Genomic DNA, 15359 nt, shown 5'->3' on the forward strand with positions numbered 1-15359 from the left:
TCGGCCCGACTCCCACGGCTTGGGCATCTTGGGTGATGACCCGCAGCCGCGCTCCCGATCGCCACAGTCGATGCCGATCGAGGCCTTGGATCAGATGAAACAGGCTGACCACCCCTTGATCTTGCAGCGCCGTCAGTTCCGCAAGGCTGGCGGGCGCGATTCGGCTCCCCGCCGCCAGGAAATAGATGGTTTCCAAGGGGGGGAGTTGCGGCCAAATCGGCTCCCAATCGCTGGCCCCAGCGCCCACTTGCCAATGGTTCGGGCCCAGGGATTGGCGGGATCCCGCAAGCTGCACTTGATAGATCGGAGCCGAGGGGTGCTGTGCTTGCAAGGCCGCTGCCAAGGGCCGATCGCCCGGTGCATAAACCATTAATACCGCCCCGGATCCGGGGGCGATCGGCTCTGGCCAAGGGGTTTCTCGCCAAACGGGCCGGTAGCAGGGCACGGCTTCAACGGCAATGGCTGGGGCCGCCGCCGGGGAACCGGCCGGGGCGATCGGCCCCTCTGAACCCAAGGCCACAGGTGCGCCGTTGTGGGCAGGAACCGGCCCAGTCCCAGCGGGCAGCCCCGATCGGGACAGGCCCTGACCATAGCCCCCCGGAACCAAGGGCGGAATTCCAGAATGGCCATTGGGCGACCCGCCCAGCAAGCTGCCTGCCGTGCGCAAGGGACGGAGGGTAAAGGTGTTGATGCGAATCAAGTCCTCGCCCGCCAGGTTCGTGATCCGTAAATCAAAGGAATATTCCGAGATGGGCGCTTGCGAAGGCCGCACATAAACCCAGCAATCCTCCGTGAGGGGTTGCAGGATCTGCAAGGTGGCGATCGAGGCCGGCAGCAGCAGGGGCAAATCGGCCGCCCGAGGAGCCAACAGGCCCATCACGCATTGCAACGCCCCATCCAGCAACGAGGGGTGCAGCGCCATCCGAGGCAGCCAGGCCAATTCTGAGGCGGGCGCTTTCAGCTTGCCCAGGGCCTCAAAGGGGCCGGCCCACAATTGCTCAACGGTGCGATACAGCGGGCCATGAACCACGTCACGACCATCCACCAGGTCGTAGAACGCCTTTTGCGTCCAGGTGCTGCCACAACGTCGTTGCACGGCATCGGGATCGAGTCTGGGCGCTTCCGAGGGCGATGGGGTGCTAGGGGTAGAAACCCAAACGGCGGTGGCACAGGGACGATCGGGCGATGCCGTGACCCCGCTGGGATCCGGCTCCATGCTGGCTTGCAATTGCAGCACCAACCGCGAATCCTGGGTTTGCCATTGGGGAACCAACGCCATGCCCGTCTGCACCGGGTGCAACCAACCGATATCCCGCAGTTCCCCGATCGGGTGGCCCGCCGCCTGGCCAGCTTCCAGCATCTGTTGCAAAATCGCCGCGCCGGGTAAGACGGCGGTGCCCTGCACATGATGCTGACTCATCCAAAAGGTGAGGTCTCGGGCGGGGGTTGGGGTTGGGGATAGGGCTGAGGGGGTGGGCTGGGGCGATCGTTGCACCCAATAGCGGGTGCGATCAAACGGATAGCGCGGCAAATCCACCAACCGGCCCGGCTGCGGGTAAAGCGCCGTCAGATCCGACAGGGTTCCCGCCACAAAATCCGCCGCCAAAGACAACAGGAAGGGGCGATCGCTCCGGCCGCTTTGGAGCAGTTGAGCCACCTGATCCCGCTGGGTGTCGCTCAGTGCGCCATCGGGCGTGAGGATCGGATCGTCCGATCGGGTGATCAACCAGGACTGAGCAGGCGTGAATTCCGGGGCGATCGCCCGAGGCGTAACCGCCAACAGGGCCTGGTGGATCTGTCGCAGGTTGGCCAGTTGTTCATCCCAACTGCTGGCCACCCAAGCCGCCCGCACCGCTAAATGGCTGCGTTTGGTGGCCAGGGTCACGGCCAAATCAGCCAGGGGCAGCGGATCTTGGCTGGTCAGGTGCTGGAGCAAATCCGCCACCCGTTGTCGCAACTGGCCCCGATCGCGCGCCGACAGCACCAACAGATATTCCGGGCGGGCGGGCAGGGCAGGAGCAGCCACCTCGGGAGCCGCCGCCAGAACCATGTGGCAGTTCGCCCCATTCGCCCCAAAGGAACTGATGGCAGCCAGGCGCGGGGTCTGAGTCCAAGGACTGCCGTAGGGATCCAGACGCAGGGGGCTGGCATCCAGTTGGATATGGCCATTCAGACCGGTGGGCAGGGGGCAAGGGGGCAGCGATCGATGCTTCAGGGCCAACACCACCTTCAACAGGGACGCAATCCCGGCGGCGGTCAAGGAATGACCAATCACCCCTTTCACGGAGCCGATCGGGATGGAAGCGGGGGGCAGAGCAGCGGCGCGGAGGGCATCGCTCAGGGCATGAAGTTCGATCGGATCGCCCAAGGGCGTGCCCGTGCCATGGGTTTCCACATAGCCGATCGATCGGGGATCCAGGCCAAACCGCTGATAGACCTCCTGAATGAGGGTGGTTTGGGCCGGGCCGCTGGGGGCCGTGAGGCTGCTGGTTTTACCGTCCTGATTGGTGCCTGACCCTTGAATCACCGCATGGATCCGATCGCCATCGGCCAAAGCTCGATCCAGGGGTTTCAAAATCACAACCCCCACCCCTTCGCTGATCACAATGCCATCGGCGCTGTGGTCAAAGGGTTTGCAGGTTCCCGTGGGCGACAGCATTCCCACCTTGCCCAGCAGCAGGTGCAGCCGAGGCGTGGCCAAAACACTCACCCCACCCGCGATCGCCAAGTCGCAGTGGCCCTGCTCGATACTTTCGCAGGCGGTATGCACCGCAATCAGGGACGAAGAACAGGCCGAGTCGATCGCCAAGGTAGGCCCCTTCAGGTTCAACCAGTAGGCAATGCGCGCTGGCAACATCGCCCCCGCGTTACCCGTGAAGGTATAGCCATCTACCGGCAGCCCCGATTCCAGCAACAGTTCCCAATAATCGCCACTCGACGCGCCCACAAACACGCCCGTGCGGCTGCCATCCAAGCGCTGCTGCGGATAGCCCGCATCCTCCAGGGCGGCCCAGGTTTCCATCAGCAACAGGCGCTGCTGCGGATCCATAAACTCCGCTTCCCGAGGCGAAATTTGGAACAGGGCCGGATCAAACGCCCCCACGTCATCGAGGAAGCCCCCGTGGCGGCTGGGGGTTTTGTGGGGAGCCAGTCGATCGGGGTCATAGATGGCCCGCCAATCCCAGCGATCGGGCGGCACTTCACTCACCACCGGCTGGCCCCGCTGGATCACCTGCCAAAATTCCGCCAAATTCTGGGCCCCGGGAAACCGGCCAGCCATGCCAATGATCGCAATTTGACGACCGGGAGGCTTGGTCGCAGGCGAGGATACCGGGGGCGTGGCCGCTTGGGGCAAGGGTGCGGCCTCGGGAGCAGGAACCGTCCCGATCGGCGGTGCGGCGGGCCGTCGCCAATCGGGAAAGGCTTGCTCAATGTGGCGGGCCAATTGCCGCCCGGTGGGGTAGTTGAACAGATCCGTCGATCGCAACTCAATGGCCAACTCAGCATTGAGCAGCTTGATCAGCTCGATCGCCACGATCGAATCAACCCCCAAATCGGAAAAGGGGCGCTTGGGATCCAGGCGATCGGCCGGCACATTCAGATAATTCGCCAACAATTCCACAACCCGTTGCTCACAGCGATCGGGGCCACCCTGGGCCGAGGCAGGAACGGCAGAAGCGGGCTGGGCGATCGTTGGGGGCATCACCGCAGGTGCGGGCTGGAAGGATGGCTGAGGCCCTGGATTGGGGAATTGGCTAGATGCTGGGCTGGGTAATGGATCCGACACCTGATCGGTCACTCGATCGGGCGAAGGGGAAACCGCAGGGGCCGCAGACTGCGGACTGCGTTGAGCCACAATCAAACTTTGCAGGTAAGTTTCGGGCGATTGGGGATGGCGCAAACCCAAGGTGCGCACCCGGGGAAAGCCTTGGGCCGCCAGGCAACGCCGCCAATTCAACGGGGTCAACAACGGTGAGTGGGGAATGCGGTTGGGAGCATCCTCAAACAGCCACCAGCCCCGGGTTAAGCCAAAGGTGAGGGTCGCAAAAACCTCGAAGTGACAAACTTCGCTGAGAATCACCAACCCTCCAGGGGCCAGGAGCTGATGCACTTGGGCCAGGGTGTGATCAATGCGGCGTGTGGCATGGAGCACATTGGCCGCGCAAATAATGGCGAATTGACCGGGGACAAACCCTTGGCTGGCCAAATCCGCTTCAATGTCCAGCGGAGCATAGCGGGTGAAGGGAAACTGCTCGCCCCAGCGATTGCGCCCCCGTTGGACAAAGGCCGGCGACAAATCCGTAAAGTGATAAACCACCTGGGAGCCGAGGGGAACCAAGGCTTGCAACACCGAAGCGGTAGTCGCGCCGGTTCCCGCACCAATTTCCAGAATTTGGATGGGTGCTGATCCGGGCTGGGCCGCCCGATCGCGCACGGCGGTGACCACGGCGGTGGCCACCAACCCATTGAAGTAATCCGAAAGGGGATTGTCGCGGTTAATCGCTTCCACCCAGGGCAAAACCTCGGGGGTGTAGAGCAAATCCGTGACGGCCAAGCGCCCGGCCAACAAATCCGGGTAATGATTCAGGCACAGTTGCAGCAGGTCGAGATAAGGGCGGCAAGCTGGGCATTGGCTGCGCAGTTCTGCTTCCAAGCGCGATCGCGTGGCGGCTAACTGGGAAGCGCAACCTTCGGGGCGATCGGGATTCAGCGCCAGTTCCCCCGCCACCTCCACCAGCCATCCGGTGTTTTGGAGAATTGCCAACAGGCCCGCAAACAGCAATTGATGGTCTGGGGAAAGCTGAATCAAGGCCTGCAAGGCTGCGGGGGCGATCGGGCGGTGAGCTTCCCGCAGGGCCCCCGCCTGTTGGAAGGTGGCCAACAGTCCCAACGCACCCAGATTATCCAAACGCTCAAACACCATTTCCCAACCGACGAGCGGGTCTCCCTGCTGGCTGGCTTGGGCCTCCACCCGGTGCAAGGTGCGATCGAGCCAATCCTCAATCGGTGGCTCCGGCGCGAGGGGAGTTGGTTCCGTTAGTTCGATCGGGGCCGCTGGGATCACTGGGGTGGCCAGGGTCGGAGCCACCGGGGGCGTAAGGGTGCAAATGTCTCGCTCAAAGGCGTAGGCGGGCAAGGAAATCCGCCGACCGGGCGGCCCCTCCCAGACCTCAGACCAGGCGATCGCCGCTCCCGACAGAAACTCCCGGATTTGGGCCGCATGGGGCAAGGACGCGGGCACGGCGGCCGGATCCCGCAGGGGTGAGGCCGTCGCCAAATCCGCCGTCCACTGCACCACCAACGCCGCTCGACAGTCGAAATGCTGCCGGCCAAAGGTCAGCGTCCAGGCCACATCCGCCAAGGAAGCGGCCGAATTGCGATCGGCCCAGGCGGCCAACTGGGCCAAATTGCGCTCCAGGGCCGGGCGAGATTGGGCCGACACCGGAATCACCCGCCAAGGCAAACTAAACGAACTGGTAGGCAAAGGTTCCCGGGCGGGGCCCTCTTCAATCACCACATGGGCATTCGTGCCGCTGAAGCCAAAGGCACTCAAGGCCGCCCGCCGGGGACGATCCCCCTGGCGCGGCCAGGGCTGAGGCTGTGTGGGCACATAAAACGGGGATTGATGCCAATCAAAGGCGGCATTGGGCGTTTGCACATGTAATGAAGCGGGCAAGGCCTCATGCTTCAAGCTCAGGAGCACTTTGATGAAGCCCGCCATGCCCGCCGCTGCCATGGCATGGCCAATGTTGCCCTTCACCGAGCCGATCGCGCAGAACTGCTTAGCGTCGGTCCAATGCCGAAACGCTTTCGTGAGGGCTTGCAGCTCGATCGGGTCGCCCAGTTTTGTACCCGTGCCATGGGCTTCCACATAGCTCAGGGTGCTGGGGTCAATTTGCCCCTTGGTGTAGAGGGCCTGTTCCAGTTCGGCTTGGGCTTGGACATTGGGAGCCGTAATCCCATTGGAGCGCCCATCCTGGTTCATCCCCGAAGCCCGAATTACCCCATAGATTGCGTCGCCGTCCCGTTGGGCCTCGCTGAGGCGCTTCAACATCACCACCCCGCAACCTTCAGCCGGCACAAACCCATTGGCCGCCTGGTCAAAGGGTCGGCATTGATTCGTGGCCGACAGCATTCCGCTGTAGTCCAAAAATTGATGCACCCTGGGCGAGAGCAACAGCAGGGCCACCCCGCCCGCCAGGGCCAAATCACAATCCCCTTGCAGCAATCCCTGACAGGCCAAGTGCAAGGCCACCAGGGAGGAAGAACAGGCGGTATCAACGGGAATCGCCGGGCCCTTGAGGTTGAGGTGATAGGCAATCCGCGCAGGCAAGATGGCCATGGATGCCCCCAAGGAGGCCATGGCGTTGGGTTCACGGTTCGCGGAGCCGTTCTGGCCGCTGTTGTCTGGGCTATCAATGCCATAGAAGTTGTGGGCGGCTCCCACGTAAACACCACAGCGCGTGTCTGCAAGAGATTCGGGAGCATACCCAGCATCTTCGATCGCCTTCCAAGCCTCTTCTAAGAAAACCCGCTGTTGGGGATCCATTTGGGCCGCTTCTCGAGGAGACAGCCGGAAAAAGAGCGGATCAAAGGCCAGGGCATCGGGCAGCAACCCCCCTCGCAGGGGCCGATCGCTGGCAATGCCCCACCGTTCGGTCAGGTCGGAGAAGGGAGTTTGTCCCGATCGCAGCACGTCCCAGAATTCATCTGCATTGCGGGCCCCGGGGAACCGGCAGGAGAGACCAATCACAGCGATCGCCTCTGTCCCGGCGCGATCGGGAGCGGTTCCGACCGGGGTTTGCGGCGTGGCGACCTGGGAATTCCCGGCAGTCATACCCGCAGGAGCGGCTGCCGTCAGCTCCACCGCCATCCCTGAACCCAGCGATGGATTGATCCGGGCTGGACTGATCACGGAACCCACCACTGGCGGCGGGGCCGGTGCTGTCGGAGCCGGGGTTGCCGCCACCTGGGATTCCAAATAGGTGGCCATTTCCAGGGGCGTGGCATAGCGATAAAAGTCCGTGGGGGCGATCTCGCTGCCAAACCGGGCATTGATGCGCCGGGCAATTTGGGAAGACAGGATTGAGTCCACCCCCAAATCCGCAAACGTTTGCTCAGGATCCGGCTGGCGATCCATCTCCAGCACCGCCGCGATCATTTGCCCCAACTCTTGACTAATGGCCAAAATGCGTGCGGGAGAGGGGCGATCGTCAGGGGCGATCGGGACAGGGGCGATCGGGACAGGGGAATCGGCGGCGGGCCCAACCAAGACAGGAGCCGCCTTCGGGGAGCTGGCCGTCGCAGTCCGGGCCGCAATAAAGAGCTGTTGATAGGCATTGCCCAGGCCCGATTCTGCCGTTGAGCCGGAGGGGGAGCCGACCGTTAAGCCGGCCGCCGCTAGCAGTTGCACCCAGTTTTGGGGAGGCAGCAGGGGGGAATTTTCCAGACGCACCGCCGCATCCTCAAAGGCCCACCACCCATCCAGCAGGGCAACGGTGATGGTTTGGTAATCCGATTTGTGGGTTAGCTCATTCAACAGCAGCAGGCCGCCGGGTTTCAGCAGTTGGGCAAGGTGACTGAGTGATCGCTGAATTTGGCGCGTGGCATGAACCACATTGGTCGCGACGATCGCGTCGTAGGCCCCCAATTCAAAGCCTTGGGCTTCGGCGGGTCGATCGAGATCAAACAGCCGGAACTGCACAAAGGGATAGGTCTGGCCAAAAGCCGCCTTGCCCGCTTGCAAAAAGCTTTGGGACACATCGGTGAAGTCATACACCAGCCGATCGGCCAGGGCCGCCACGACCGGTAACGTAAATTGCGTGGTGGAGCCGGTTCCCGCACCCACTTCCAAAACCCGCAGGGGCTGCCCCGCTTGGGCCGCCAGCCCGCCGCCCAAGGCCGCCGCCAGCACCTGGTTAAAGTGATCCACCCAGGGATTATTGCGATACATCCCCGTCACCAAATCCGGGGATGAGGCTGGGAACAATAATTCCGTGGCCAATTTTTGTCCCTGGAGAACGGCCCCGTAGTCCACCACGGTCAAACAGGCCTCCAAGACCCGAGTGAAACCCACCATGTCCGGGTAGCGCTGCACAAAATCCCGGTGGCGCTCCGTCAGGGCCGCAGGGTTGAGGGCGGCCCGGATGGCCGGCAGGGCTGGGCCCGATCGAACCGCTTCTCCATCTCCCCGCAACTCCAGCACTTGATGGGCCGCCAGCAGGTTGCAGTGGGCCTTCAAAAGGCGATCGTATTTGGGTGATCGATAGAGCCGTTGTCGCAACTGCTCCAGAGTCCGCCACTCTCCCGGGGCCGGAAACAGATCAAACTCCACCCAAACGCGGATTAGATACCAGCGGCTGAGGTCGTCGAGTTCCTGGAGGGCTTGAATATAGCGAGGCACATCCAGGGTCGATCGCGCCACGTAGTCTTGGGCCGCTCCCCAGGCCGATCGGCCCGGATCGGCCACCGTCGGTATCGAGTTGGCCCCGTAGTCCGCCAAAACGGCCGGCGAGCGGAATCCCAGCAAATCCAGCACCTTGGCGGAAGCTCGCAAGGGAATGGCCTGGCGCAAGCCCCGTTGCAAAACCATGGCGAACGATCGCAGGCCCAGGGCGCGCCCCATGGCCTGCACCCCCCATTGGGCGAGGCGGGTTCGGCCGGCTTCCGTGGACAATTGGCCCACATCTCCCCAAAATCCCCAATTGATCACCGAGGCAGACAGACCTTGCACGTCCTGGAGATAGGTTGCAAAGGCATCTTCAAAGGCACAGGCGGCCACGTAGTTGGCGCTGCCCGGCGTGGGCGCAAAGGAAGCCAGGGAGGAGAAGAATAAAACGAAGTCTAGGGGATCTTCGCGCAGGGCTTCGATCAGGGCCACGCTGCCGGCCACCTTGGGGGCAAGCACGGTGCGATAGGCCTTGGCCGGCATGGCGGTGAGGGGATGATTAGCCAAGACCATGGCGGAATGGATCGCCCCGGTGATGGGGCCAAACTGTTGTCGGGCCTGGGTCAGGGCCGCCCGCAACGCCGCCCGATCGCTCACATCCGCCTGTAGATACAGGGCATCGCCGCCCCGTTGGCGAATCTGGGCGATCGCCTGGGTTTGGCGCTCTCCTTGGGGCGATCGCCCGAGCAACACCAACCGGGCCCGCACCTGATCCGCCAGCCATTGGGCCACCTCCAGCCCCACCCCGGATGCACCGCCCACAATCAGGTAGACACCCCGATCTCGCAGGGTCGGCATCGCGGAACCTTGGGATCGATCGGGATTCGCAGTCGCCGGGGTCGGTTCCGCCTCGGCCATGCCCCGTACCCAACGCTCACCCGATCGCCAGGCCACCTCCAGGGCCCCATCGCCCCGCAGTTCTCCGGCAATTTGGGCCGCCGCTTGGGCAGGATCCGTTGCCTCTAAATCAATGCAAACCACAGGCAGGCTTGGACATTCAACGCGGCAGGCCCGGGCCAAGCCGATCGCCGGCGCGGCCCAAGGCTGCATGAGTCGATCGCCCGGAACTACCGATTGGGCCCTTTGGGTCACAATTCGCAACAGGGGCAGCGGATCGTGACGGTGGGCCAAGACTTGAATGCCTTGCAACAAAGCCCAGGAATCATCCACTGCGTCCTGCCAGTCGCAGGCATCAATCATCCCCAAAAAGTCAATGCTGGCAATCGGGGTCGTCTGGGCCAGCCAGTCGCGCCACAGGGCTTCTCCCGCCAACGGAGTGAGGGTCAACACCTGGCTGGTTTCCCCCAAACTGCGATAGTGCTGGGCTAGGGCCTCTGCCCAAGGGGAGGGCGATCGCTGAACAATCAAATGCAGCCCTGATCGTTGGGGCGGGGCAACGGGCCGAGGGGCCGCAAACCAACGCGGCACCAACAGTCGAAAGTCTTCTTGATCAGTGGGCTGTTCAATGAACTGATCGATCGGCTGAGGGGCAGCGGACGATCCAGCAGACGATCCAGCAGACGATCCAGAGGGAGAAAACATCAACTCTTCATCCGCCTCCACAGGCCAGTAGCGCACTCGTTCAAAGGGATAGGTGGGCAGGGTCAACAGACGGCGGGGCTGCGATCGGGGCAAGGCTTCCCAATCGGGATCTCCCCCTTGAACCCACCACCGGGCAATTTTGGCGTAGCGCCGCGCGGCCCAAAGGTCGGGCAAGGTGGAAGCCTGGGCCTCAGCGGCCTCTTGGCTTTGGGGCGTAACGCGGCCCACCCACCCCTGAGACAGGGTTGCTTCGGTTAAAAAGGCACGCCACTGTTCACAGCAGTCCACCGCTGAGGCCGCCACCAGGGCCAAACGATGGGGCATGGCGGCCCGGCCCACCTGCAACGTCCAAGCAAAATCGCGCCAAGCATCGCCATCGGGGGATAAATCCCGCAGATATTGCAGCAATTGCTCCACTTGGGCCCGCAAGGCGGCGGCAGATTTGGCTGAAACAACGATGATTTCTTCGGTGATGTCTTGGGCTGCTGGGGTTTCACCCGTTCCGGCATCGGTTGCCCCGTCAACTGCCCCGTCAACGGCGCGATCGCCTGCGGGGAGGAAAGTTGCTGAACCGGGAACCGACAACAACTCTCGCCGGACGGACTCTGGCCCCTCTTGCACAATCAGATGCACATTGGCTCCCCCGGCTCCAAAGCTGCTGAGGGCCGCCCGCCTTGGGCGGTGAATCTCGGTTGGCCAAGGGGTGCGATCGGTTTGCAGATAGAACGGGGTTTCCGCAAACGGAATCAGTGGGTTCGGCGTTTCGCTGTGGCGAGAAGGCACCAGTTCGCGATGCTGGAACTGCAAGAGAATTTTGGTTAAACCGGCAATGCCCGCCGCCGATTCCAGGTGGCCAATGTTGGACTTGACGGAGCCGATCGCACAAATTTGGTTGGCTGTGGTGTGTTTGCGCCAAGCCTCCGTTAGGCCCCGAATCTCGATCGGATCCCCAAGGGCGGTTCCGGTGCCATGGGCTTCCACATATTGAATCGTGGCGGGATCAACCTCCGCCTGTTCCAAGGCATCCAAAATTAAATCCGCTTGGGCCAGGGGATTGGGCACGGTATAGCCTTGGGTGCGGCCGGCAGAGTTCATGGCCGATCCCAAAATTACGCCCCGGATTCGATCGCCCGCCGCCAGGGCATCGGCCAGGGGACGAATCAGGATGGCCCCTACTCCTTCACCATCCACAAACCCGTTGGCTCCCGCCCCAAAGGCCCGGCATTGGTCATCGGGCGCGAGCATCCGCAACTGGCTGAGGTTCACCAGGTGCAGGGGATGCAAAATCAAGTTCACCCCGCCAGCGATCGCGGCTCGACATTCACCCCGCCGAATGCTTTCACAGGCCAAGTGAATCGCCGCCAACGAGGAGGAGCAGGCCGTATCCACACTCACGCTGGGCCCTTGGAAGTCAAACAGCCAGGAGGTGCGATTGGCCACGGACCAAAAGGCCGCATGGGCCCCGGCCCGTTGCCCCCGTTGCCACTGCTCGATCGCGTAGAGCTGGTAGTTGCTGTAAGTAATTCCCGCAAAAACCCCCACATCATTGCGATTCCCCGGCAACCGCCGCCCCGCCGCCCGATCGCCCTCAGCCTTGGCCCGACGAACGGCCGCTTTCAGGCGCTGGGGCGGATAGCCCGCATCTTCCAAACAGGCCCAAACGGTTTCCAAAAACACCCGTTCTTGGGGATCCATATCCCGCGCTTCCCGGGGGGAAATGCCAAAGAAGGCCGCGTCAAATTTATCCGCATCCTGAATGAACCCACCCCAGCGGCTGTAGCTCTGGCGATCGCCCCCTTGGGGGTCAAAAATCTGCTGCCAATCAAAGCGATCGGCGGGCACTTCTTGAATGGCACTGCGACCTTCAGCCAGGGTTTGCCAAAAGGCTTCCAAGGTTTCGCCCTGGGGATAGCGACCCGCCAGCCCCACGATCGCTAAGGGTTGGTCACCGTTGGCGGGCAGGCAGTCCATGGCCGCAATGGCCGCTGTCTCGGGGGCCACCGGGGGGCGATCGGGTTCCTCGGCGGTGAGAGAGGCCGCACTGGGAACATCGGGAGCCGCCGAGGCGATCGCGGGCGTTTCGGACACCGGGGAGCTAGTCGCCGTAGAGTCGATCGCGATCGAAGGGGTTGACACCGAATGGGTTGACGGTGAGTGAGGAGGCGTTGGACTCGTTAACGCAGGACTGGGGGCCGGGGGCAAGGAACTGGCATGGTTTTGATCGAAATAAGCCCCTAAACGGCTGAGGGTGGGGTATTCATAGAGCAAGGTTTTGGACAAAGACCCGTAGTGACGCTCCAGGGCTTCGGTTAACTGCAACACCGTCAGCGAATCCACCCCCATCGCCTCAAAGGTGACCTCGGTGGCCAGTTCGGCGGGATCCATTTTCAAAACTTGGGCAAAAATTCCCTTCAGGGTTGCCCGATGGCTGGCGACCGATTGGGGCGATCGCCCGGATTCTGGGCCCGCAGGGACACTTGTGTTGGGATCGTTATTTGCGTTATTTGCACCATTGGCACTGGCGCTCTCTGCGTCGGCATTCTTGGCACTGGCCTGAGCGCGAGGGTGCGCACCGGCATGGGCGGACGGGGCGATCGGGAGCAAGGCCGTTTCGGGGATCCAACCGTCACTTTCCGCCACAATCACGTGATAGGGCGCACTGGCCGGGCCGATCGCGCTGGCTGTCGGGGCCCCAAGGGCGATCGCCCGAACCCCTTGAAACCCTGTGCTGACCAAATGGGCTTCCCAACCTTGGGGATCCAACAGGGGGCCCCCGGGCAGGCGTTGTTGGTCAGAGTCATGGGCCCACCAGCCCTTGGTGACCCCAAAGGTCATGGTCGAGAAAAGCTGGCTGGAGGTGGCCTCCGCCAAAATCAGCAGACCATGGCTGCCCAGCAGCAACTTCGCCCGGCTCAGGGTGGCATCCATATTCGCCGTGGCATGGAGCACATTGGCCGCCAAGACCACATCGAAACTCCCTGGGGTGAATCCCTGGGCGATCGGGTCTTGTTCAATGTTCAGGGTTTGGAACTGGCAGCCGCGATAGTGACCCAGGCGATCGGTGGCTCGGCGCACCAAGGCGGGAGAAATATCGGTGAAAACGTAGCTGAGTTGCGGGTGATCTTGCAGGGCCGCCAAAACGACGGCGGCCGTGGCTCCCGTGCCTGCTCCAATTTCCAGAATCCGCAGGGGGCGATCGGGGCCCCGTTCCGCTTGCCAGGCTGCCAACACCGCCACCACCGTGGCATTCATTCGCTGGGCCAAAGACCCACTGGCATAGACCGGAGCCACCAGCTCACTGGAACCCTGGGGAAACAGAATTTCATGGCCCGCCACTTCCCCCCGCCACAGCCGGGGATATTGCGCCACACAGGCGGATAGCAACTGGAGATGGGGAGTCAGTTCGGGGAACTGCTGGGCAACCCGATCGCGCACCGCTTCCCACTGGGCGGCCTGTTCGCGCCACCCGGGTCGGGCCGCCGCCGCTTCCCACTGGGGAAACAGGGCCAAGCTGAGGGATCGGGCCCCTTCATGGGTGGTGGCCAGATCAGAGCGCTGCGGAAAAGCCGCCAGCAGCGCCAACTGACTCACTTCCTCCAAGACCGCCAAGGATTCAGCCAGGGACTGATCCGCCACCGGATCCGTCCGATCGCCCATTCGGGCCAGGGCCGCCGATAGGTAGGCTCCGGCATCGGGCAGTTGACTCTGCACAGGGCGATCGCCCGTTAACCCCAACTCCCGGCGCATCGCCTCCCCACAGCGCAAGACCAGGGACTGACGCAGACCACTGCCCAGCATCCAAGCAAACCCCGCTAACCCAAGGGCGCAGTCGATGCCCGCCACCTCCAGTTGCGCCATGCGGGCCCGATAGTCGGGGGAAGCCACAATGCCCACCTCGCCCCAAAAACCCCAATTCAGGGACTGCACTTGAATCAAACCAGAGCCGGCCAACTGACCCGCCCAGGCATCCTTGAAGGTGCAGCCGGCCACATAGTTGGCTTGGCCCGGCGTGCCATAGAACACATTGGCCGAGGAGAAGAAAACCAACAGCTTGGCCCCGGAGGCGATCGCCGCCTGAGACAGATACAGGGATCCCGCCACCTTGGGAGCCAACACACGGGCCATGGCCGCCTCCGTCAGCCGATGGAGGGCGCTATCTTCCAGAATCAGGGCCGAGTGGATGACCGCATCGATTTGGCCAAAGCGATCGAGCGTGGTTTGAAAAGCTTGATGCAGTTGCTGCGGATCGGTCATATCCGCCTGTAGATAGGCCGCCTCGCCGCCCGCCTGTTGAATCTGGGTGAGCTGCTGTTGAATGGTCTCGTTCAGGGCCCGCCGCCCCAGCAACACCACCCGCGATTGGCACTGTTCCGCCAACCATTGGCCAATGGTGCGCCCAATACCGCCCGTACCACCCGCAATCACCACTACCCCCCGGGGAGTCAGCATGGGACTGGGCTGGGAGCCGCCCATAGTGGCGCTGGGGCCGGAGAGTTGGGCGAGGGTTTGCACAAACCGCCGGCCCCGTCGCCAGGCGATCGCACGGCCCCAGGGATCCCCCGGATCGGCCATCAATTGCTGGAAACCAGCGGCGGCCGTGGTGGCATCCTGCCAATGGGGATCGTGAAGATCGAGGTCAAAGCCGGTGACCCGCAGGCTGGGATATTCCCGCCGCAGGACTTTGACGATCCCCGCCAAGACGGCTCCCATGGGCAAGGTGGGGGGCGAGGTCTGTTCCGAATCCAGCACCCGGTGGGTATTGAAGGTGATCAGCTTCAGGGTGAGGTTGGCGGCTTTGCCTTGGTGATGGATGGCCCGAATCAGGCGCAGCAGGGCGGGAATGGTTTCCCCTTGCAGGGTGGCCAAGGCTGAAGCAGGTGACTGCCAGTCGGTGCTCGGCCCGCGATCGACCCAAACAATGGTGAGCGACTCGATCGCCCTTTCTAAATCCGCCATCAAGGCCGCTTCTGACGCTGAATCAGTGGCCCACGATCGCAACTGAACCGAGGGGCCCAGCGCCGTCGCGAGCTGCTGAATCCATTGGTGCTGTGGGTCGAGGGGATTGAGATCAAGGGAATTGAGGTCGGAGCAATGGACATCCGGTTTGGCCCCGTTGATTGGGGGTCGATCGCCCGGAATCCCCTGAGCCGCCTCAACCGCTGCCCCATAAATCCAGACCGGGGTAGCCGTTGCGGTGGCCGGCGGCACAGTCGGAGCCGGGAGCAAATGCCAAGCCGGACGATAGAGCACACCGGTTAGATCAGAATCCGTCAAGGGTAATTGCGGAGCACCCTGGGGTTGAACCTCAGCCTTCATTTCCCCAACAGCCAGGCGACGAGCTGCCTCCTGGGGGGACAGTTGTCCCATT

The 15359-nt window shown here is 62.9% G+C and carries 1 protein-coding gene (running past one end of the window); it reads right to left on the reverse strand.

The window, feature by feature from the left end; translation table 11 throughout:
- A protein-coding gene (locus VPK24_RS07095) for an SAM-dependent methyltransferase (protein WP_393011676.1) crosses the window boundary here: on the reverse strand, positions 1–15358 show its 5' portion. Its footprint begins 13637 nt before the window's first position; 15358 of the gene's 28995 nt are visible here — the first part of the coding sequence; its start codon is at positions 15356–15358; its stop codon lies beyond the left edge, outside the window.
- Position 15359: the final 1 nt, after the last annotated feature.

The sequence above is a fragment of the Limnothrix redekei LRLZ20PSL1 genome (genome assembly GCF_043235035.1).
Classification (GTDB): Bacteria; Cyanobacteriota; Cyanobacteriia; order CACIAM-69d; family CACIAM-69d; genus CACIAM-69d.